Origin of the sequence: Oceanimonas sp. MB9 (assembly GCF_011319775.1) — a bacterium.
In the GTDB taxonomy this organism is placed as follows: Bacteria; Pseudomonadota; Gammaproteobacteria; order Enterobacterales; family Aeromonadaceae; genus Oceanimonas; species Oceanimonas doudoroffii.
In genome coordinates this window covers 49333-70437 of the sequence record NZ_VFBE01000003.1, presented here as the reverse complement: position 1 = coordinate 70437, position 21105 = coordinate 49333, and the positions used below count along the sequence as shown (strand labels likewise).

23 protein-coding genes are annotated in these 21105 nt (G+C 62.3%); 11 read left to right on the top strand and 12 right to left on the bottom strand.

Going from position 1 to position 21105, the window contains the following annotated elements:
- Window positions 1–103 precede the first annotated feature (103 nt).
- Both OJHNALOF_RS01785 and ftsZ read left to right on the top strand, forming a co-directional pair.
- Window positions 104–1066: a YafY family protein gene (locus tag OJHNALOF_RS01785; RefSeq protein ID WP_094201233.1), complete on the top strand. Its 963-nt coding sequence runs from the start codon at window positions 104–106 to the stop codon at window positions 1064–1066.
- A 64-nt stretch (window positions 1067–1130) separates the two neighbouring features.
- The gene (ftsZ, locus tag OJHNALOF_RS01780) at window positions 1131–2213 is read left to right on the top strand and encodes a cell division protein FtsZ (RefSeq protein ID WP_165660980.1); all 1083 of its coding nucleotides are present in this window, start codon (window positions 1131–1133) and stop codon (window positions 2211–2213) included.
- Between the two features lie 70 nt (window positions 2214–2283).
- On the opposite strand, the gene gltS is transcribed toward ftsZ, so the two are convergent.
- The 4 genes from gltS to OJHNALOF_RS01760 all read right to left on the bottom strand — a co-directional run bounded on the left by gltS (window position 2284) and on the right by OJHNALOF_RS01760 (window position 6729).
- Window positions 2284–3492: a sodium/glutamate symporter gene (gltS, locus tag OJHNALOF_RS01775; protein ID WP_094201235.1), complete on the bottom strand. Its 1209-nt coding sequence runs from the start codon at window positions 3490–3492 to the stop codon at window positions 2284–2286.
- A 34-nt stretch (window positions 3493–3526) separates the two neighbouring features.
- Window positions 3527–4477, bottom strand: a complete 951-nt coding sequence (hutG, locus tag OJHNALOF_RS01770) for a formimidoylglutamase (protein WP_165660979.1) — start codon at window positions 4475–4477, stop codon at window positions 3527–3529.
- Between the two features lie 20 nt (window positions 4478–4497).
- Complete coding sequence (locus tag OJHNALOF_RS01765; protein ID WP_165660978.1) at window positions 4498–5220, bottom strand: IclR family transcriptional regulator; 723 nt, start codon at window positions 5218–5220, stop codon at window positions 4498–4500.
- Window positions 5221–5613: 393 nt separating this feature from the next.
- Window positions 5614–6729 carry an endonuclease/exonuclease/phosphatase family protein gene (locus tag OJHNALOF_RS01760; protein WP_165660977.1) on the bottom strand — a complete coding sequence of 372 codons (1116 nt, stop codon included), beginning with the start codon at window positions 6727–6729 and terminating at the stop codon, window positions 5614–5616.
- Between the two features lie 68 nt (window positions 6730–6797).
- On the opposite strand from OJHNALOF_RS01760, the gene OJHNALOF_RS01755 reads away from it, so the two are divergent.
- The 3 genes from OJHNALOF_RS01755 (at window position 6798) to OJHNALOF_RS01745 (ending at window position 8676) form a co-directional block, all read left to right on the top strand.
- Window positions 6798–7118, top strand: coding sequence for a DUF3634 family protein (locus OJHNALOF_RS01755; protein WP_094201239.1), 321 nt, complete (start codon window positions 6798–6800; stop codon window positions 7116–7118).
- A gap of 65 nt (window positions 7119–7183) precedes the next feature.
- On the top strand, window positions 7184–7864 hold the full coding sequence (locus tag OJHNALOF_RS01750; RefSeq protein WP_240919614.1) for a hypothetical protein: 681 nt from the start codon (window positions 7184–7186) through the stop codon (window positions 7862–7864).
- Between the two features lie 137 nt (window positions 7865–8001).
- A complete protein-coding gene (locus OJHNALOF_RS01745) occupies window positions 8002–8676 on the top strand; it encodes a cytochrome b/b6 domain-containing protein (RefSeq protein WP_165660976.1) in 675 nt (224 codons plus the stop codon).
- Between the two features lie 55 nt (window positions 8677–8731).
- Here the strand turns inward: OJHNALOF_RS01745 and OJHNALOF_RS01740 are convergent, their stop codons facing one another.
- Window positions 8732–9193 carry a cytochrome c gene (locus OJHNALOF_RS01740; RefSeq protein ID WP_094201241.1) on the bottom strand — a complete coding sequence of 154 codons (462 nt, stop codon included), beginning with the start codon at window positions 9191–9193 and terminating at the stop codon, window positions 8732–8734.
- A 234-nt stretch (window positions 9194–9427) separates the two neighbouring features.
- Between OJHNALOF_RS01740 and OJHNALOF_RS01735 the strand changes: the two genes are divergently transcribed.
- Window positions 9428–9844 carry a universal stress protein gene (locus OJHNALOF_RS01735; RefSeq protein ID WP_094201242.1) on the top strand — a complete coding sequence of 139 codons (417 nt, stop codon included), beginning with the start codon at window positions 9428–9430 and terminating at the stop codon, window positions 9842–9844.
- A 470-nt stretch (window positions 9845–10314) separates the two neighbouring features.
- Window positions 10315–11532: a choline transporter gene (locus tag OJHNALOF_RS01730; protein WP_094201243.1), complete on the top strand. Its 1218-nt coding sequence runs from the start codon at window positions 10315–10317 to the stop codon at window positions 11530–11532.
- 64 nt (window positions 11533–11596) lie between these two features.
- Here OJHNALOF_RS01730 and OJHNALOF_RS01725 read toward each other — a convergent pair whose 3' ends face one another.
- The 3 genes from OJHNALOF_RS01725 to OJHNALOF_RS01715 are packed head-to-tail and all read right to left on the bottom strand — an operon-like array spanning window position 11597 to window position 13143.
- Window positions 11597–12136: a DUF1415 domain-containing protein gene (locus tag OJHNALOF_RS01725; RefSeq protein WP_094201308.1), complete on the bottom strand. Its 540-nt coding sequence runs from the start codon at window positions 12134–12136 to the stop codon at window positions 11597–11599.
- A 53-nt stretch (window positions 12137–12189) separates the two neighbouring features.
- Window positions 12190–12819 (bottom strand): DUF3047 domain-containing protein, encoded by a 630-nt coding sequence (locus OJHNALOF_RS01720; protein WP_165660974.1) that lies wholly within the window; start codon window positions 12817–12819, stop codon window positions 12190–12192.
- 39 nt (window positions 12820–12858) lie between these two features.
- On the bottom strand, window positions 12859–13143 hold the full coding sequence (locus tag OJHNALOF_RS01715) for a DUF1294 domain-containing protein (protein ID WP_165660973.1): 285 nt from the start codon (window positions 13141–13143) through the stop codon (window positions 12859–12861).
- A 54-nt stretch (window positions 13144–13197) separates the two neighbouring features.
- Here OJHNALOF_RS01715 and OJHNALOF_RS01710 point away from each other — a divergent pair, with 54 nt between their 5' ends.
- Complete coding sequence (locus OJHNALOF_RS01710; protein WP_165660972.1) at window positions 13198–13827, top strand: TetR/AcrR family transcriptional regulator; 630 nt, start codon at window positions 13198–13200, stop codon at window positions 13825–13827.
- A 53-nt stretch (window positions 13828–13880) separates the two neighbouring features.
- Entirely contained in the window at window positions 13881–14867 is a 987-nt protein-coding gene (locus OJHNALOF_RS01705; protein ID WP_165660971.1) for an MDR family oxidoreductase, read from the top strand.
- 12 nt (window positions 14868–14879) lie between these two features.
- On the opposite strand, the gene OJHNALOF_RS01700 is transcribed toward OJHNALOF_RS01705, so the two are convergent.
- On the bottom strand, window positions 14880–15737 hold the full coding sequence (locus tag OJHNALOF_RS01700; protein WP_165660970.1) for a delta-class carbonic anhydrase: 858 nt from the start codon (window positions 15735–15737) through the stop codon (window positions 14880–14882).
- Window positions 15738–15879: 142 nt separating this feature from the next.
- On the opposite strand from OJHNALOF_RS01700, the gene OJHNALOF_RS01695 reads away from it, so the two are divergent.
- Window positions 15880–16257, top strand: coding sequence for a DUF2946 family protein (locus tag OJHNALOF_RS01695; RefSeq protein WP_165660969.1), 378 nt, complete (start codon window positions 15880–15882; stop codon window positions 16255–16257).
- A 119-nt stretch (window positions 16258–16376) separates the two neighbouring features.
- The gene (locus OJHNALOF_RS01690) at window positions 16377–17771 is read left to right on the top strand and encodes a PepSY domain-containing protein (RefSeq protein WP_206063526.1); all 1395 of its coding nucleotides are present in this window, start codon (window positions 16377–16379) and stop codon (window positions 17769–17771) included.
- Window positions 17772–17808: 37 nt separating this feature from the next.
- Here the strand turns inward: OJHNALOF_RS01690 and OJHNALOF_RS01685 are convergent, their stop codons facing one another.
- From OJHNALOF_RS01685 to OJHNALOF_RS01675, 3 genes are all read right to left on the bottom strand, one after another.
- Window positions 17809–19605: an ABC transporter ATP-binding protein/permease gene (locus OJHNALOF_RS01685; protein WP_165660967.1), complete on the bottom strand. Its 1797-nt coding sequence runs from the start codon at window positions 19603–19605 to the stop codon at window positions 17809–17811.
- A 7-nt stretch (window positions 19606–19612) separates the two neighbouring features.
- A complete protein-coding gene (locus tag OJHNALOF_RS01680; protein WP_165660966.1) occupies window positions 19613–20266 on the bottom strand; it encodes a DUF2459 domain-containing protein in 654 nt (217 codons plus the stop codon).
- Window positions 20267–20558: 292 nt separating this feature from the next.
- On the bottom strand, window positions 20559–21026 hold the full coding sequence (locus OJHNALOF_RS01675) for a cupin domain-containing protein (protein ID WP_165660965.1): 468 nt from the start codon (window positions 21024–21026) through the stop codon (window positions 20559–20561).
- Between the last annotated feature and the right edge of the window lie 79 nt (window positions 21027–21105).

Here is a 21105-nt window from a genome sequence, read left to right as displayed (position 1 = left end):
CCATGTGTGGAAAAATGGCGACACTCCATCACGAAAAGGTTGCGTCAAAACTTGTCACACCCTGTGCCTAGGATACAATCATCCCAAGCAAGAGGGCATAACCATGAGTAAGAAACTGCTGAGACAACTGACCCTGGCGCGCTGTGTTCCCTATCGTCCATACAAGCTGACCGCGCGCCAGCTGCAAGAGAAACTGGAAGAAGAAGGAATTCAGGTCAGCCTGCGGACCGTGCAGCGGGATCTGGAAGAAATGTCGGGCATGGGCTTGTTTGATCTGACTTCGGATGATCGCAGCAAACCCCATGGCTGGTGTTTTGAACGCAATGGTTTGAACGACTTCGCCAACTTTATGCCGCTGGGCCTGGCCATGGCGCTCAAAACCTGGAACGACCAGGCCGCCGACCTGCTGCCGGCCAGCGTGTTGACCGAACTCAACCCGATCATCGACAAGGCCACCCAGGTCATCAACGACAGTCAGAGCGAGCTGGCCAGCCGCTGGATGGAAAACGTGGTGCAACTGCCCAAGCCATTCCCGGGCAGCCCGGAAATGCGCCGCGCCACCACCATTCGCGACGCCCTGTGGCGGGGCCGCAAGTTTGGCGCCGAGATCAAACGGGTGATCAAGGGCCGCACCGTCTGGCTGCGCTACGAGCAGGTCAACCCGCTCGGCATCGTCACCCGCAAGGATGGCCCCATGCTGCTGTGCACGGTGTCGGACATGGATCCCAAGATTTACGGCATTCCCTTTGAGCACATCAAGGACGTGGAGCTGAGCAGCCGCCCGGTGACCCAGCCGCGGGAGTTCAGCGTACACAAGCTGATTCGTGAAAAAGGCTATCAGGAAGAGGCGGATACCATTCATTTTGTGGGCCGCATTACCAATCCGGGCCGGTCGCTGCTGGAAGACACCATTCCGGGCCACAATCCCCGATTGACCCGTTACGACAAGCAAAGCATGATGGTGGAAACCGACGTCAAAGATTCGCCCGAATTTCGTCGCTGGCTCACCGACATGGCAGGCAAGGTAGAGATACTGGCACCGGAATCCCTGAAAACCGCCAAGTAACGGTATTCACACTGATAGCAAGGGCTGACTGGTTCAGCCCTTTTGTTTTTCCACGGAGTACAGGATGAACGAGATCCTTTTTGAACCCGCCGAGCCCGACTGCGACACCATTCGCATCAGCGTGGTGGGTGTGGGTGGCTGCGGTGGCAACACCGTTAACCTGCTGGCCGACCACAGCCTGCCGTCCCATGTCAGCACCATGGCGATGAACACCGACGCCAAGGCCCTGCAGCAAAGCCGGGTGGAAACCCTGCAGCTGGGCCGGGAACTGACCCGGGGCCTGGGCGCCGGCGCCGAGGCGGAAGTGGGACGACGTGCCGCCGAAGAGAGCGAGGCCGACATTCGCGCCCGCCTGCAGGGTGCCGACCTGTGCTTTATTACCGCCGGCATGGGCGGCGGCACCGGCACCGGCGCGGCCCCCGTGGTGGCCCGGCTGGCCCGGGAGATGAACATCATGACGGTGGCCATCGTTACCCGCCCCTTTGGCTTTGAGGGCAAAAAACGCGCCCTGATGGCCGAACAGGGTCTCGACAACCTGGCCGAACACACCGACGCCCTGCTGGTACTGCCCAACGACTACCTGCTCAAGGTGCTGGGCGCACGCACCCCGCTGCTCAAGGCCTTTTCCGAAAGCAGCAAGGTGATTCAGAACGCGGTGCGCGGCCTGGCCGACATCATTGGCCAGACCGGCCTTATCAACATCGACTTTGCCGACGTGCGCACCATCATGAGCCAGCAGGGCAAGGCGGTCATGGGCATCGGCCTGGCCAAGGGCGAAAACAAGGTGGAAGAAGCCACCCTGCAGGCCCTGAACAACCCGCTGCTGGAAAAGGTGGAGCTGGGCCGGGCCCGGGGCGTGCTGCTCAACGTGGTGGCCTCGGCCGACATTGGCCTCGACGATTTTCAGAAGATCGGCGACCGGGTGGCCGAGTGTGTGGGCGAAGACGCCACCGTGGTCTCCGGCATCACCCTGGATCCGGAGCTGACCGACAGTATTCAGGTCACCATGATCGCCACCGGCATTCAGCCGGCCAAGGAAAGCATCGCCCCGGTGCAGTCGCCCAAGCCGGCGCAGCCGACGCGCCAGGACGGGCCCGAGCCGGAAGGCCTCGATATTCCCGCCTTTCTGCGCCAGCGCCAGCAGTAAATGCCGGCGGCACATACCACAAAAAAAGGCCGACGAAAGCGTCGGCCTTTTTGCTGGCTGACCGTCAGGCTCAGCCGAACACGTTCAGACACCAGGTAATGGCGGGGATGGCCACGATGTCGATCAGCACGGCTCCGCACAAGGGCGCCACGATAAAGGCCTTGTGGGAGAACACTCGGTAGCGGTCGCACACCGCGCCCATGTTGGCCACGGCATTGGGGGTGGCGCCCAGACCATGGCCGACAAAACCGGCACAAAGCACGGCGGCGTCGTAGTTGCCCCCCATCAGGCGGAACATCACAAAATAGGCCAGCACAATAATGGCCAGGGTCTGCACCGCCAGAATGACCAGCAGTGACCCGCCCAGATCCGCCAGCTGCCACAACTTCAGCGACATCATCGCCATGGTCAGGAAAATGCCGAGGCAGAAATCCCCCACCACGTTGTTGGCACTGTCGGACAGCGGCAGCACCCGCACCACTTCGTTGAGGTTGCGAATCACGATGGCCACAAACATGGCGCCCACGTAAGACGGCAGAATAATGTCGAGGTGCTCGCGCAGGTTACCGCTCAGCCACAGGCCGGCCACCATGGTGCACAGCACCACGGCCACGCTCTTGAGCAGCAGGGTGCCGGTCACCGGTTCGCGGCTCGGCTTTTCCGACTCTTTCAGCTTTTCCAGCTCGTGTACCTGCTCGGCCTCAATGGCCACGTTGTGGCGCTTGATCAGCAACCGGGCCACCGGGGCGCCCAGCAGGCCGCCGGCCACCATGCCAAAGGTGGCCGCCGCCAGCGCCGCGGTGGTGGCACCGGTCACGCCCAGGGCCTCGGCCTCGGGACCAAAGGCGGCAGCGGCGCCAAAGCCGCCTTCCAGCGACACCGCACCGGCCATCAGGCCCAGCAGCGGGTGTTCACCCAGAGCGGAAGCAATGCCGATGCCGATGCCGTTCTGCATCAGCGCCAGCAGCCAGCAGGCCACCAGGTACACGCCCAGCACCTTGCCGCCCTTTTTCAGCAGTGCCAGGCTGCCGCCCAGGCCCACAGTGGCGAAAAAGGCGATCATCAGCGGGCTTTGCAGCGCCAGATCGAATTTAAACTCCACCTGGGCCCAGTCCCGGGCCAGCCAGGCGAACACGGCAAAGCCAAAGCCGCCAATCACCGGCGCCGGCACACACAGCTGGTGCAGCACCGGAATGCGCCGTTGCAGGTACATGCCCAGCATCAGCAGCAGCGCGGCCAGGGTGGTCGTGGTCATCACGTCAAAGGTCATCACGTTCATAAAACTTCCCTATAGATACAGCTTGAGGGGCCTGTCAGCCGGCCAGGCGGGCCAACAGGCGCGCGGCCACACGGGCCGTGAGTGAATGGTGATCCCGTGCCGGATTGAGCTCGGCAATATCGGCCATCATCACCTTGTTGCTGGCCTTGATGCGCTCCAGCGCAGCTTCCAGCAGGCCCATGTCCATGCCCCGCACCGCCGGCGCGCTTACGCCGGGGGCCAGGCTGGCGGGCAATACGTCCAGGCAAATGGTCAGGTAGATAACATCCACCTCGGCCAGCGCCTGATCCAGTGCGTCAAACAAGGGCACCGGGTTCCAGCCGTTCAGCTGCTCATCCAGCACAATGCGGGTGTTCAGCTGTTCGGCGCGGTCAAACAGCGCCGCCGTGTTGTGGCAACGGCTGACGCCAATACAGGTGTAATGAAAGGGCGTGCCCAGCTGCTCGCACAGCAGGGCACACTGGTTAAAGGGCGTGCCGGAGCTGGCCCGGGCGGAACGACGCAGATCCAGGTGGGCATCAAAGTTAATGATGCCGACCCGGGGCAGACTGCCCCTGTCCTGCAGGTGGCGCATCAGGCCGGTAAAGCTGCCAAAGGCAATCTCGTGCCCGCCCCCAAGGCCAATCACTCGGTGGCCGCTGTTGAGCAGGCGGGCCACCTGTTCGGCATAGAGCGACTGGGCCAGTTCCAGCTCGTCCTCGTGGCAGAACACGTCACCACCATCATAGAGCGGCAGCTCACCGTGCCAGGACAGATTGGCGGCGGCGGTGCGCAGCGCTTTGGGTCCCATGGCGGCGCCGGGGTTGCCCTGGTTACGGCGCACGCCGGCGTCGCTGCAAAAGCCAAGCAGCGCCACCCCGGCCGCCGACGGCCCGGTCAGCGACTGCACCTGCTGGTGCCAGCGCCGGGCCAGCGGGCCCTCTTCGGCGTCAACCCGGCCCTGCCACAGATTCATGTCGGCGATCTTGTAGGTGGTTTGCTTCATCTTGACTCCTGCACTCTTGTTCAATAACTCATGGCGCCCAGACGCTGGGCCGCCTCACAGGTCCAGCGAATCCACTGGGCGGCGGCGGGACCCACTCGCTCCGCCGGCGCCATCAGGCTGATGCCGCCAAGCAGTTGCTCCCGGCTGCTCAGCACCGGGGCACTGACGCCCCAGATGTTGGGATCCATCTCCCCTTCGGACACCGCATAGCCCTGGGCGTGAATGTGCCGCAGCTCGGATTCCAGCTCCTGGCGCGGCGTGAGCGCCAGACCGGCCAGTGCCGCCTCACGCAGGCCCTCGTCGGCAAAGGCCAGCAACACCTTGGCGCTGGCGCCGCGCAACAACGGCTGGGACTGCCCCTTCTGGTAGCAGCAACGCAGCGCCTGGGAGCTGTCAATCATTTCCACGCACAAGGCGCGCCGGCCGGACACCATCATCAGCGCCGCACTTTCGCCGGTGCGCACCGCCAGCTCGCTGAGCAGGGGCCGGGCCCAGGTCAGTACGCTGTTATGCTGCTCAAAGCCCGCCGCCAACTGCACCGCCATGGGCCCGGGGGCGTAATGGCCGCTGTGGCGCTCCTGCACCATGGACCAGCGGCTGAGTGCCGCCAGATAGCGGTAGGTGCTCGACAACGGCAAACCGGTCTGCTCTGCCAGCTCGCGGGCCGTGATCGGCTCGGGCGCCACGGCCAGGGCCGACAGCAGGGCGAAAACCTTGTCCTGGGATGATGTTTTTTCCGGCATGTGTCCTCCTGGGGGGCGCGACCTTCGCTCGAAAAGCGAGCTAAGTAAATCTTGATTCTCACAATGTGATAAATAAACGCAATTTAAATGCACTTATTCCACTAATGTGAAAAAAATGACACATTTTTCTCAGGGGAAAAGAGGTGACCGGAGCGGCGGAAAGGGTAAAAAACGGACAGAAAAAAGGGCAGGCCAAACGGCCTGCCCTGACATGAAGAATATCAGCGGATTGTGCGGGTCACCAACCCGTACAACTGAAACTTCGAAAGCAATCTAGGGTCTCGAACAGCATTTAATCGCCAAAACGCCTCGGTTCCCAGCCTTTCATTTTCAATGTTTGATATCGCTCGCGTTATTGCCTGCCAGCCCGGTAAAAGCGTGAAGATTCTCACATCACGGTACGATATCCACCCACACCAGCCGGTGATCCGAGCCCATGGCCCGGCGCGCCGGGCGCCCGTTGCCCCGCCAGAACCAACCGGCCTCATCCTGCTCCGGAGCGGGCCAGAGCACACCGCTGGCACTGGCTTCCACTCCGGCCCCGGGCAGCACATAGTCCAGCCGCAGGCCGTGCACATGGGTCCATAGTCGGGCCGGCCCCCGACGCACATCAACGGGGCGCAGCCGGCGCGCCCCCGCCGAGGCAGGCCGTAGCCGGCCCCGGCTGACCGTCTGGTTCAGCGCCGCATCCGCCAGCAGGGCGCGGATCTTTGCGCGAAAGCCGTTGCCGTCCTGCGGATCGGCATTCAGATCCCCCAACAACACAAAATCGGCGCCGGGTGCCAGGCCGCCGGCACGACCGTGATCGTCCACCAGATAATCCCCCTTGCCCGGGCGAATATAGTCGTGCCACAGCCTGAGCTCATCGTGGTTGCGGCAGCTGTTGCGTCGCTCCGGGCCCTCATCGATGGGGGGTGTCGGGTGGCAGGCCAGCAGGTGCAACACGCGGCCGCCGGGAAGGCACACCGGCAGATCCACATGATTCTTTGACGACAGCGGCAGAAAATTCAGCACCGAGGCTGGGTAAAAGGGTCGGCCGTCGATTTGAGGCAGGCGAGCGCCGGGCATATTCGTCCATAAAAAACGGCGAAAGGTACGCAATTTGTCGGTTAACAGCGGCAAACGCGACAAAATGGCAAAACCGTACTGACCGTGAAAGGCGCCAAAACCCAGGCCGTCCCCAGGCAGCTCGGGCGCCGGGCCGCCGTCGAGTGCCCGCGGCCCGGCCAGGCCGGTGTTGACCGGTGCCAGATAGCGGTAGGGGTAGTCAATGCCGCGCTCTCCCGCCGCCAGGTAGTGACGCACGAAGGCCTGCAGGTGGCGGTCGTCGGTGCCCTCGCCATCGTGATCAAACTCGTTCAGCAGCAGAATATCGGGCCGGACCCCCTGTACCATGGCGGCCAGGTGGCGCAACTGAGGGCTTCCGGCCCTGGCGATCTCCGCCGCCAGGGCGCCGGGCGAAGCCCGGTCCAGGGCCATGTTGAAGGTGGCAATTCGTATTTTTTGCACTCGGGGTTATTGCCTTTGTCGCTTAAAATGTCATCATTTTGTTTTGAACGTTTTCAGGGAAGAAAACCATGTTTGGCATACTAGCGGCAACCTCTGCCGCGCTGTTTGTATTGCTTTATCTGCTGCGCCGGCGACAGGAAAGTTTCTGTATTTCCATTCACGGCATGCGCCTGCAGGTGAAACGGGGCGCACCGCCCCAGGCGCTGCTGAGCCACTGCCGGCGCGTGGCCGACGACGCCCGCACGCTCAAAGGCACGGTGCGCGGCATTCGCCGCGGCAACGGCGTGGTGTTGATGTGCTCCCGCAGCATTCCCGCTTCCTACCGGCAGGACATTCGCCTGTTCTGGCAAAAACAGCCGCATTCGAGCGAACCAAAGGGCCAGTTATGAGTCCCATCCTTGACTTGTTTTCCGTTTCCCGCTTTGCTGGACATATTCCCTTATCAAGAGATTGCATGATGAAGAAACTCAGCCCGCTTCTGCTATGCGCCCTGCTGGCCGCCTGCGCCGGCAAGCCCGCCTCCGACACCGACGCCGATACCGCCAAGACCACGGAGGCGGCCGAACAGGAACAGCAGGTCACCCCCAAGGGTGAGTTTGCACAGATCGATGTCAGCCGTTCCCGGGAAGCGATGGACGAGATCGCCGACGGCAAGGCCGACACCATCAACAAGATACTGCAAAGCCCCAACGACTATGCGCCGCCGGTGCTGTATCTGATGTCGGCCATCATGTTCGACAACGACTATCAGGATCAGGGCACCTTCTGGTATTACGCCGCCCAGCTGCGTGCCCGCAGCGACGCCAACAAGTCCGGGGATGAAACCACCCACGCCGCCGTTACCCGGCTCAACCAGCAGTTTGGTGTGCGCATCGGCCCCCACTCCCTGGAAAACCCGACTCGGCTGCGCTCCATCGTGACCCAGGTGCTGAAATGGGACAGCGAACAGAGCCGCGGCTATGATCCGCGCTGGATAGCCTTGCAGGGCCGGGATGTCACCACCGAAACCCAGGTGAACTTCGCGCCCCGGGAAAAGTGGCAGGAAATCGACGCCCTCACCCGCAACCAGTTCCGTCAGGGACTGGAGCAGGCCCTGACCCAGATTAGTGCCCGCCAGGGTGAACAGGCCCAGTAAGTCATTACCCACGTCCTTTTCCATACTGGCATCCCGGTCTTTACCGGGATGTTTTATTTTGGCACTCTCCGTCGCAGTGAATGGTCATACCAACACGCCCGTTAATGGCGCGGCACAGTCAGCTGGAGAATCCTCGAATGAGCACAGAAACACTTCCCCCCGTCCGTGTATGGGACTGGTCGGTTCGCCTGTTTCACTGGAGCATGCCGGTGCTGCTGGCACTGCTGTGGTATTACGCCGGCGAAGACATGGACAAGCACATGCTGTTTGCCCAGCTGCTGCTGGGGCTGCTGCTCTACCGGGTGATCTGGGGCTTTGTGGGCACCCCCTACGCCCGCTTTAACCACTTTCTCTATCACCCGCGCCATGTGCTGGCCTATGTGCGCGCCAGCCTGCGCCCGCAAAAACCCGTCTACCTCAGCCACAATCCCCTGGGCGGCGTCATGGTGCTGGTCTTGCTGGGCGGCCTGCTGCTGCAGGGCGGCACCGGGCTCTTTGCCACCGACGACATCTTTTACACCGGCCCGCTCTACGACTACGTCACCGGAGACACCGCCGAGCAAATGACCCGCTGGCACAAGCGCTGGTTCTACTGGGGACTGCTGGCGCTGGTAGGGCTGCACGTGCTGGCGGTGCTGCTGTATAGGCTGCGGGGTGAAAACCTGGTGGGCCCCATGATCACCGGCCGCAAGCAGGCCCCCGCCGACAGGGTGGCCGACCACCTGCGGCATGAAGCACGCTTTCCCTGGGTGCGCTTTGTGCTCACTGCCGGTGTCGCCTGGGGCACGGTGACGGCATTATTTCAGCTGTAAATAAAAAAACGCCGGGGCAAGCCCCGGCGTTTTTTCTTGGCCAGACGACAGCGCCTTAGTCTTTACGGTAGTTGTCGTGGCAGCCCTTGCAGGTTTTGAACAGCTGGCCGGCGGCCTGACGAGCCTGAGCCTGATCAAAGCCTTCCTCACCGGACACCTGCACCAGGTTCTTCAGGGCGTCACCAAAGTCCTTGCCCTTGGCCTGCATGCCTTCCATATCGTCCCAGGCCTTGGGCAGCAGGTTGCTCTCCTTTACCTCGCGGGTTTCGGGAAAGTAGGTTTCACCCAGCAGGCTGGCGGCATTGCTCATGTTAATCGCACGCTGGTGCAGGGCGGCGGCGTCAAAGTCGATGTCACCCTTGGCCATGCCACCAATCACACCCGCCTGGGCGGCCATCACCTGGTACAGGGACTGGCGGTACTTGACCGCGTCTTCGGGCTTGAACAGATCGGCCTGGGCGAAGACCGAGCTGGCAAACAGGCCGGTTGCGGCCACCATCAGTGCTTTTTTCAACATTGCTGTGCTCCTGAAGAAAAAGGAATAACAAGGTGCTCAAAAGGCACCCTTTTTAGTAGGCATTCAACGGTATCTCACCCGTTCGCCGGGATCTAGCGCAAGTTACCGAAAATAACCGAATCGCGGCTCGCCCGTGATGCCCGCCACGGCAAATGCGTCTTCACTCCCGGCCAGCTCTGCAATACTGAAATACAGGGCAAATCAGCCCCGTCATTCGGTAACAAGGAGCCCAACATGTATCAGCACATCATGATTCCGGTGGATCTGGCCCACGTGGAGCGGCTGCACACGGCACTGCAAACCGGTGCCGACCTGGCCCGGCTTTACGACGCGACGGTCTGCTATGTGGGCGTGTCGTCCAACGCCCCGTCCGAGGTGGCCCACAATCCTCGGGAATTTGAGCGCAAGCTGCAGGCCTTTGCCACCGATCAGGCGGCCCGGCACCAGCTGCCCAAGGTCAGCAGCGCCGCCTGCATCAGCAAGGATCCCGCCGTCGACCTGGATCGCACCCTGCTCAAGGCGGTGAAAGACAGCGGCGCCGATCTGGTGATCATGGCTTCCCACGTTCCCGGCCTGGCCGAGCATCTGTTTGCCTCCAACGCCGGTTACGTGGCCAACCATGCCGAGGTGTCGGTACTGGTGGTGCGCTAAGGCGCGCCACCGGTAAACATAACGACACTAATCAAATTTGATGGCTTCAACCGGCACGCACCCGAGATCAACGCACTACTAAACAACCACTTATATTCTCCCTTGAGTTGAAAGATCACGCTTTTCGTCCTTAGCGCTTGATCATTACAACCCTAACCTTTAGGCTACTCACAATTAATTGAACGTTCAATTAATGAGTGGCGAGCACTATCGCAACACGCAACAGTGAACAACGGCAGCGTTCGGGCAGGCAGACAGCCCGCATGCCATCTGCTTCGAGGAGTTTTCAGACCAGCCAGAGCATCCATTCAGTTTTTACCTATCGCAATCGCGGCATGTGCCATCGACCGGGCGATAGTTAAGACCTGATCTGCGCCTCACTGCGCAGATGGAAGCTCCTTTTGTGTATCAACAACAGGAGAAAACACAGTGTCTTTGATGAATAAGGAAATAACCGGAGGCGAGCAACAATGACCACATTGCTGTCAGCAGGGATTCTGCTTACCTTCGCCGCCATTGCCCTGATCCTTTACCGCTGGGGCAATATTCGCTGCATCGGCGTCACCCCGGTGCGCACCTTCACCTTTATCGCCATTCTTTTTACCTCCGGCCTGGACGTGGGACTGATCATGTTCCCGTTGACCGAGTTCGCCGGCTACGCCGATCTGGCCGCCAGCCCGGAATATGGCTTCAGCAACCCGCTGGCCATCGAGTTCGGTTTCTGGGGCTTTCTGATCTGGGGCTTCTACTTTCTCACCTGCTTCTATTTCTGTGTGATCGAGCCGCGGGTGGGCTTCTTTGAGCTGGCGCCGGTCAAGTTCATCAATAACATGGTGATCATCGGCACCTGCGCCTTTACCGCCTTTTTGCTGCTGAGCAACCTGCCCTGGTACATGCCGGACATGGGCGACGGCAGCAGTGTGGTGGGCGGCTTCTACCTGATCGTGCTGCTGGTCATCGCCGCCGCGGTGTATTCCAGCACCAGCCTGCGCTACGTCAAAATTCTCAGCCTGGGCACCAGCTGGCTGTTTATCGCCCTGATTGCTGCCATGTGGGGCAGTGCCTTTATCGGCACCGGCAATGCCCTGGGCGAGTTTGTCGGCACCTTTGCCCTGCTGGGGGACTATTTCGGCAACCTGCACCGCTTTGTTCTGCCCATCAATGACTATCACGAGTTCTATCTGTACTGGTGGTTCTCCTGGAGCATCATGATCGGCCAGTTTACCGCCCGGTTTGTGGGTGGCCTGCGCACCTGGCAACTGCTGGCGGCCATGCTGGTCTTTCCGTCCCTGGCCATCGCCACCTGGTTCAGCGTGCTCTATTACTTCCACCTGAATGAGCTGAGCACCGCCGGCTTCTTCAACTGGGCCATGGTGGTGGTGGGAATCTCCATGGTGATCAACTCGCTGGACTCGCTGATACGACTCTATACCGACAACCTCAACCTGTCGGTGTCCCGGCTGGGTAAGGTGCGCTACTTCGCCGGCAACCTGGTGGCGCTGGCCGGCCTGACCCTGCTGTTCCGGCTCGATTTCCTGGAGATTCAGTGGGTGGGCGCCCTGGTGATCGGGCTGTTCTTTGCCTGTGCCGGCTATATGCTGCTGTACAAGCGTGCCGATGTGCTGGCCATTGCGGGCTCCCCCGCCGCCAATCGCATCGATTACAGCAAACTCGAGTGGGCGAACTGATTATCGCCATTCCCCTGGATGGTCTTGCCCGTACAACAAAACGGCACCCCGGGGTGCCGTTTTGTTATTCGGAATCCGGTGACCGGGTGCACTGCGCCAGCAGCCGGACAAAGAAGTCGTTGCCCTTGCGCCGGGCAAACTGAATATTGCGCTCGGGAATGGACTCGGGATCGTCATAGTCTGCCAGGGCTGTTTCCATGCTGGCTTCACGAATAATATGCAGGGTGGGATAAGGCGAGCGGTTGGTGTAGTTGGCAGCGTCATCCTGAGGCTCACCATCAAAACAATAGTCGGGATGAAAGCTGGCGAGCTGATATTCTCCCTCAAGCCCCTGATCGAACAGCAAGTCGTTGGCCAGATCGACCAGATCCAGATAGGCATAAAACCCCTCAAATCCCCGGGGCAGGATCACCAGGGTGGTTTCCACCTCCGGCTGTTCATCCAGCAGCCTGCACTCTGCCAGCAGCGCCTGCAGCACCATGGCCGGTTTGTGCTCTTCCACCACCACATAGCGAATGCTGGCGCGCTCCACCTCCCGCCGGGCAAAGGGGCAGAGGTTGTATTTCATGATCACCTGCTTCACCCAGTTTTCGGTGTGCGCCATGTACTGCGCGTGTTTTGACTGTTCCGGCATGACTCGTTTCTCTTCTGTTGCGGTTAATCGGCGCTAAACACCAGTTCCCCATAATAACCGATGGCGGTGCCGCCGCCGTTGTCGGCGTCGGTCATGATGGCCACCGCCTCAAGGTAGCGAAAGTCCTTGCCGAACAGCCGGCGCAGATCGTCCCTGAGGTTGCGTTTTTCCCGCGCCCAGCCCGGGTCTGGCCCCTGTCGCAGCGCCAGCATCATGGCCTTGTCGCCGGTAAAGGGGTTGGGCCAGTGCCGCCCCGCCGCAACCTCGCGGGTCCACACATAACTAATGGCCTTGCTGCTGAGCCGGGTCCAGCCGTCGCGCACCACCACATAAACCCGCAACGCAAAATCGTCGCCGGCCTTGCCGCGCTCGTTGGCGGTGCCCGAAAACCGCTCCACCCGCCATTGCCAGCTGAGCCAGGGGGTAGCCTGCAGATCGATACGCCCTTCGTAAAACAGCCCCGAGGCCGCGCCCCGGCTCTCGGCCCTGAGCACCGGCCGCCCCAGCCCGGCATCCGGCACCAGCCGGTAAGCGGTGTTGCCCTCAAAGCGTTTTTGTTTCCAGCCCAGCATATCGGCCGGCGTAAAGGTCAGCGCCTGCGCCGGTATGGCAACCAGAAAGGACAACAATATGGCAAACAGACGAGGGCGCATGGCGATTTCCGCAAAAAGGATCTTCTGCCAGTATAGGTATTACTCCCAGCGCGCCCACCACAGCGCCACCGGCAGCAGCAGGTTAAGCAGTACCGTCAGCCAGAATACCGCCTGAAACGAGGGCTTGCGCGACTTGTGCCGAAGCAGGTGGCGGGCCAGCCAGGCACCGGGCCAGCCCCCGAGCAATGCCAGCCCGTGCAGGGTGCGCTCACGCACGCGCCACTGCCCCAGGCGGGCGGCGCGTTTGTCCCACCAGTAAACCCCAAAGGTGACCAGGCTGAGCACCAGATACCACAGCGCCAGCCCGGCATAGACCCGAATCATGTGTTTCTCCTGTGTGCATTGCCTTTTATAGACAACCAGTCTAAATTATGTCCCATGAATGCTTCCCCCCCCAAACGCCGGGGCCGGCCTCCCAGGCAGCCCCGCGATAATCCCGACACCCGCGACGCCCTGATCCGTTGCGGCGTGGCGGTGCTGACCGAGCAGGGCTTTGTCTCTACCGGCATCGACGGCGTGCTCAAACAAGTGGGGGTGCCCAAAGGCTCCTTTTACCACTATTTCGACAGCAAGGAAGCCTTTGGCCGTGCGATCATGGAGCGCTACGCCGCCTATTTCGCCGCCAAGCTGGACCGCTGGCTGCTGGATGACGACACCCCGCCCCTAAAGCGCATTGACCACTTTATGCAGGACGCCATGGCCGGCATGGCCCGCCACCATTTTCGGCGCGGCTGCCTGGTGGGCAACCTGTGCCAGGAAGTGACCATTTTGCCGGACAGCTACCGCGAGCAGCTGCAGGCCATACTGCAAAGCTGGGAACAACGGCTGGCGGCCTGCCTGCGACTGGCCGCCGAACGGGGCGATCTGGCCGCCGACGCCGACTGCGACCGACTGGCGGAATTGTTCTGGATTGGCTGGGAAGGGGCCGTGCAACGGGCCCGCATAGTACAAAGCGATGCCCCCATGGCGCTGTTCGGCCAGGAGTTTCTGGCCCGGCTGCCACGTTGAGCGTTTTTTAACACCCATTTATAGACGATTGGTCTAAATAAAAGGAGCACACCATGTTTAACGCCATTCTGCTCACCCAGGCTGACGACAAGGCCACTCACGCCGCCCTGACGCCCCTGCCCTGCGACGATCTGCCCGAGGGCGAGGTGCTGGTGCGGGTGGAATGGAGCACCCTCAATTACAAGGACGCCCTGGCCATTACCGGCAAAGGCCCCATAGTGCGGCGCTTTCCCATGGTGCCCGGCGTGGATCTGGCCGGCGTGGTGGAACACAGCAACAGTGACCAGTGGCGCCCCGGCGACAATGTGCTGGTAAACGGCTGGGGTGTGGGCGAGCAGCACTGGGGTGGCCTGGCCCAGCGGGCTCGAATGCAGGCGGGCTGGCTGACCCGGCTGCCGGAAAACCTCAGCGGCCGCCAGGCCATGGCCATTGGCACCGCCGGCTACACCGCCATGCTGTGCCTGATGGCGCTGGAACGCCACGGCCTGACCCCGGAGCAGGGCGAGGTGCTGGTCACCGGCGCCAACGGTGGCGTGGGCAGCCTGGCCATCATGCTGTTGGCGCAACGGGGTTATCGAGTCGTGGCCTCGACCGGCCGTATGGAAGAAAAGGACTACCTCACCGCCCTGGGCGCGGCCGAGGTCATGCACAGAGACGAACTCTCCGCCCCCGGCAAACCCCTGGCCAAGGCCCGCTGGGCCGCCGTGGTGGACTCGGTGGGCAGCCACACCCTGGCCAATGCCTGCGCCCAGACTCGGGAAGACGGCCTGGTGGCCGCCTGTGGCCTGGCCCAGGGCATGGATTTTCCGGCGACCGTGGCGCCCTTTATTCTGCGCGGCGTGACCCTGCTCGGCATTAACAGCGTGACCCGGCCCCAGGGCGAGCGGGAGCAGGCCTGGACCCGGCTGGCGCAAGAGCTGAACACCGACCGGCTGGAGCAAAACACGCGGGAAATTGGCCTGAGCGAAGCCATTGACGCCGCGCATGCGTTGCTGGCCGGCCGGGTGCGTGGCCGGCTGGTGGTGGACGTGAACCGTTAAGCCGTTGCCGGATCAGAAGGTGCCGTCAGACAACAGCTGCGGGTTGCTCACCAGGTTGCGCACGCCGTGGGCGTGACCCTCGTTAAAGTCGTTCTGCCGGCACCACTCGCCCACAGAGGCAATGTTGACCTTGAGCACCTCGGGGCGCACGCCCCAGGTCACCTGAAAGGGTGAGCCCTTCTCGTTGTAGGCCGGGCCCGTGGTGGAACCGGCATACTGCACCGGCGTGCCGGTGTTAGCGGGAATATTCAGGCCCTGATGGCGGCCCTGGCGCACGCCGTGGGCGGCCAGCTCGCCAAAGTCGGCGGCGCCGGCGTCGTTCACCAGCACATAGACCTGGGCCTCCACCCGCAGTTGCGGATTTTGCCCGGCCTGGCTCAGGCAGGCGGCCAGGGTGGGGCCGGGAGTAACCTGGGCGCTGGAATGCACATAGTGCACCTCTATGGTGTCGCCGGGGTAAAGGCTGCCATGACGGCCGGGGCAGATGTCGCCCTGCACCGGCGCCAGCTCCTGCTCGCTCAGGGTGCCCGAATAACGATAGCCGCCCTGATAACCGCGACCGTCACCGTTGCCGGCAAAGCGGGTGAACTGCCCGCCCTTGTGCTCGGCGTTCTTGTGAAAGTGAATATTGCACAGGTTCATTTGGCTGGCCGGCGGCGCCGGACTGAAGACGACGGGGTTGCTGCCTTTGAGCCGATCGATGTCTCGAGGAGATTGCGGGCCAAAACCCTGACCGGTGGTGTTTTGCGACAAGCGCTGACGTTGTTGCTCGATTACCGTGTCGGAAACCAGCTGTTCGAGGGTATCGGCCATCACGGCCACGGGGGTGACCACGCCAGTGGCCAGGGCGAAAAGCGTCGCTGCCTTCATGTTCTTCCCTGTGTGGAATGAATGAGACTCGAATGCTAACCACCCTCGCCGACCTGTCAAGCCGGCCCGGGCCGCGGTAACGGGCTGTTATCCCGTCAGAATCCCGCTAAAATGCATTTCTTTTCGCCTACGCCGATCCTGAATGTTACCCGTGCCGCGCCTTCATCAGCCCGTTCGCCGTGCCGCCGCCTGGCTGGCGCTGCTGGCGACCCTGATGATCTATGCGGCGCCGCTGGTTTCCCAGCGACTGGTGGCAACGTCGCCTCATCATTCGGCGCACCATTCATCCCATCATGACGCCGGTCATCACGGCCACCATGCCCCGGCCACCGACCACCATGCCGGTCACGAGGCTTGCGGCTACTGCACCCTGCTGGGCCAGCTGTGGTGGTGTGTCGGCCGGCCTGCCGCCGCCGCCGTGGCACCCGCGACCGTGCCCCCGGCCCTGTGCGAGCCGGCCACGCCGCTGCTGGCGCGGGGGCACGCCCCCTTTCAGCCCCGCGCCCCGCCACCGAGTTGATGCTCTTGCTTATGTCCGCGCCCACCGGGCGCGGCAATCTTTTTGACGGTGTTTCGCTGCGTCGAAACGCCCTTATGTTGGCGCGCGCCATGCTCGGCGGCGCCCCGCAAGGAATTCTTATGGCATCATCAACCCCAGCCCGGCAATGCTCAGGCAACGCGGCCCGGGCCACTGCCCTGACCGCCTTTCTGACCCGGCTGCATTTTTATATTGGCCTCTTCGTGGGCCCCTTTATTCTGATGGCCGCCCTCACCGGCACCCTCTATGTGCTGACCCCCCAGCTGGAAAACCGGCTATATGCCGATCAGCTCACCACAGACTCTACCGGCCCGCAGAGGCCACTGGCGGAGCAGATTGCCGCCGCCCAGGCCAGCCTGCATGGCGAGGAAACCCTGGCCAAGGTGCGCCCGGCACCGGCGCCCGGCACCACCACGAGAGTGATGTTCCATCAGCCCGGCCTGAACGACTATGAACACCTGGCGGTGTTTGTGGATCCGGTCACCCTTGAAATAAAGGGAACCCTGGTCAGCTACGGCACCAGCGGCACCCTGCCCGCCCGCATTGTTCTCGACTATCTGCACCGCCACCTGATGCTGGGGGAAGCGGGCCGCATTTACAGCGAGCTGGCCGCCTCATGGCTGTGGATTGCCGCCCTGGGCGGCGTATGGATGTGGTGGCGCACCGGCCGGGGCGGCAGTGGTGCCGGCCGCAGCCAGCGGCGCAGGCTGCGCCGCTGGCACAGCCTGACCGGACTGTGGCTTGTGGTGGGGCTGGTGTTCTTTTCGGCCACCGGGCTGACCTGGTCCAAATGGGCCGGCGGCAACATAGGCGCACTGCGTGCCCAGATGGGCTGGGTCACCCCGTCATTGTCGGTGCAGCTCAACGGCACCGCCCCCGCGAATCACGCCCAGGGCGCACACGCCGGCCACGGCGATCACGGCACCCATGGTGCGCCCGCCATGCCCACCAGCCTGGCGCTTTGGGACCAGGTGCTGGCCAGCGCCCGGGCCGCCGGCATCGACGCCGGCAAGCTGGAAATCAGCCCCGCCGCCAATGCCGACAGCGCCTGGCAGGTCAAAGAGCTGGACCGCTCCTGGCCCACCCAGGTAGATGCGGTGGCGGTCGACCCGCGCGATCTGAGCATTACCAGCCGGACCGATTTTGCCGACTATTCGCTGGTGGCCAAGCTGATCCGCTGGGGCATAGACGCCCATATGGGCATTTTGTTCGGCCTGCCCAACCAGTTGCTGCTGGCGGCCTTTGGCATGGCCCTTAGCGCCATGACGGTGCTCGGCTACTGGATGTGGTGGCGTCGCCGCCCCGCTCCCGGTGCCACTCAGGCCTTGCTGTGCCAAAGCTGGGCGCGCCTTGGCCTGCCCGCGCGCCTCGTTAGCCTGCTGCTGGCCCTAGCACTGGGCTGGAGCCTGCCGCTGATGGGCGCCAGCCTGCTACTGTTTGTGCTGATCGATCTGCTGCGCGCGCGCACCGCCGAGGCCGCCACCGAACCCGCCTGACCACCTCACCCACGGCGGGCCCCGGCCCGCCGTTTTGCTAAGGCTCGCCCCGAAAGCGCTGCTGCTGTTGCAGCCGCCATAGCTGAGCGTAGCGCCCATCCTTTGCCAGCAACTGCTCGTGGTTGCCCTGCTCGGCAATGCGCCCTTCCTGCATCACCAGAATATGATCGGCGTCCACTATGGTGGACAGCCGGTGGGCGATCACCAGGCTGCTCTGACCTTGAGATACCTCGCGAATGGCGCGCAAAATGCTGCGCTCGGAGCGGCTGTCCAGGGACGAGGTGGCCTCGTCAAACACCAGTATCGGCGGGCGCTTTAGAATGGTGCGGGCAATGGCCACCCGCTGCTTTTCGCCGCCGCTGAGTTTCAGCCCCCGCTCCCCCACCAGGGTGGCGCTGCCTTCCGGCAGGCTGGCGATAAAGTCACTCAAGTGCGCCAGACGTATGGCCTCGTTCACCTCGTCTTCGCTGGCGTCGATGCGGCCATAACGAATGTTGTCGTAAATGGAGGCGTTAAACAGCACCGTATCTTGCGGCACGATGCCGATGGCCCGGCGCAGCGAGGCCTGGCTCACGGCGCGTATGTCCTGGCCGTCGATCAAAATGGCGCCCTCGCCCACCTCGTAAAAGCGAAACAGCAGCTTCACCAAGGTGGACTTTCCCGAGCCGCTGGCCCCCACCACCGCCAGCTTTTGCCGGGGCCTCAGGGTAAAGCTCAGATCGTGCAGAATCTGCCGGTCGGGGCGATAGCCAAAGCTGACGTTACGAAACTCGATTTCGCCCCGAGTGACCTTAAGCTCGGGCGCATTCTCCACATCATTGATTTGTGGCCGGCGGCGCAGCAGGGCAAACATGCGTTCGATATTGGCCAGCGACCCTTTCATCTCCCGGTACACAAAGCCGAGAAAATTCAGCGGCAGAAACAGCTGCGTCATAAAGGCGTTGATCAGCACAAAGTCGCCCAAGGTCATGGTGCCCGCCACCACCCGCTGGCCGGCCAGCACCATCATGGCGGTCATGGCCACGGCAATGATCAGCGCCTGGCCGCCGTTCAGGGCAAACAGGCTGAGCCGGTTATTGCGCCGGGCCCGCTCCCACTCCGCCAGGTCGTCGTCGTAGCGGCCCGCCTCGTACTGCTCGTTGTTGAAGTATTTCACCGTTTCAAAGTTGAGCAGGCTGTCTACCGCCCGGCTGTGGGTTTGCGAGTCGGCCTTGTTGGCGGCGCGCACAAAGCCGGTGCGCCAGTCGGTGGCCACCACCGACCAGGCCACGTACGCCACCACGGCGCCAAGCGTAATCAGTGCAAACCACACCGAGTAGTTGATCAGCAGCAGCGCCGTGACCAGGCCGATCTCCAGCAAGGTAGGCACGATATTGAACACCATAAAGCGCAGCAAAAAGCCCACCCCGGTCACGCCCCGCTCTATGTCGCGCGACAGGCCGCCGGTGCTGCGGTTGAGGTGAAAGTCGAGCTCCAGCCGGTGCAGGTGGTTGAACACGCCGAGGCCAATGCGGCGCATGGCCCGCTCGGTAACCCGGCCAAACAGGGCATCGCGAATTTCGCCAAACAGCACGTTGGCAAAGCGCACCGTGCCGTAGGCCAGCAGCAACCCCAAGGGCAGCGCCACCACAGTGCTGACGGCGGTGTCCATGCCATCGACAATGTATTTGAGAATAAAGGGCAGGCCCACGCTGGCCAGCTTGGCCGCCACCAGGCAGCACAGCGCCAGGCCAATGCGGCCCTTGTAGGCCAGCAGGTAAGGAACAAGCGTTTTCAGGGTGCGAATATTGATGGTGGCGTCATCCATATCCGGGTGGTACGAGCCTCGGCGCATGGGTCAGTCAGTTGTGTGAAGAATACCCCTGAGCATACTCCCCTTTGGCGGAACGGGCCTGACGCATCAGGCCGCCGGCGGTCAACGCCTGCGCCGGGCGCAGGGGCAGCCCTGCCGCCACCAGCCGCCGGGCCACCCAGGTGTTGCAGGTGTGCAACAGATGATAGGACTCCACCGAGGCATAAAAGCGGCCGCCGCCATAGCGCCCCGCGCCCACGTCCCTTAAATTGCCCGCCTCGTTGCGGGCAAAGGACGCCGCCACCTCGCCCAGCAGCTGCTCCATGCCGGCGGGGGGTACGCTCAGTTCCAGCACCGGCAGCCCGGCAAATGCCACCGCCGGTGACTGCGACAACGGCACCAGGTGCAGCACGGTATCCGTGGGCCAGAGCAGGGCCCTGAGCGCCAGCCCGGCCCCCGCCCGCTCATGCTGATAAAAGGCCCGATCACCCCAGCCCACCTCGATAAAACGGGCGGCAGGAAAGGCTGCTTTCAGTTCCGGCAAATGCCACTGCAATCCCACCGCCGGCAGCACCAGCCCCACATGCCGGCCGTGATCCACCAGATACAAATCTTGCCCCCGCTCCTTCGCCGGCCGCCACTCACTCGCCGCACCGCAGCCGGTGCAGAGCAAGGCAAGCAGCAGTACAAGCCAAAGGTGCATAGTGGCTTCTCAGGCGATGGGGATGATTCTTGAGTATTGCAGATAAGGGAAAGCAAAACGGGCCACGATGGGCCCGTTTTGCTTGATGAGTAACGTGTCAAACATCTGCGCGGCGCTTTGACTTGTTAGAACATATGACCTCGCCATGTTTCCTTCATTTCTTTATTTGAATGAGTCAATCTGACGTTAGGCGAGAACATTGTATGGCGCCCTTTTCAACTATAGCTCTAGCTCTGCTCCTTCTTTCCAATGGGCTGCACGCCCCATACGGGCCGTGCGGCAAAAGAGTTCACTACTTCCTAGGGTCATCGGCAGGGTTGATATAGGTGATCCCCCATGGTCCCATCCCGTTGAGCTGCACGATCACCTCCTCGTTAGTCCACGCGAAATGGTTCGTATTGGGTTGAATGATCATCAGGCTCCCCGGTCCCAAAGCTGAGGTCTTCTGAGGATCAAGCTTGTCGCCCATACCCATATGAAAGGTGCCAGACAGGACGGTGACCCTCTCGACGGCCGGGTGCATGTGGGCTGGAAGGCTATAGTTGGCGGGGAACTTGAGGCGCGCCGTAAAGGGAACCGCTTCGTTCATCGGCCCCTCAAGCACTGCGATCTTTGCGCCCGGTGGCAAGGAGGGAACATCGTTCCACTTGAGATCACTCGGAGTGATCATTTGATGACCATCTGATTGCGCCCAACTCGCAGATACAGCGATAACAGAGCCGACCAGGATGACAGCTACGCTGTGGATCCAAGATTTCATGATGTTCTCCTTTTTGCACAGTACGTAGGGTCAATCATAGGATAGAGACACGGGCCTTGTTCCCGTTTATGCCCGCGCC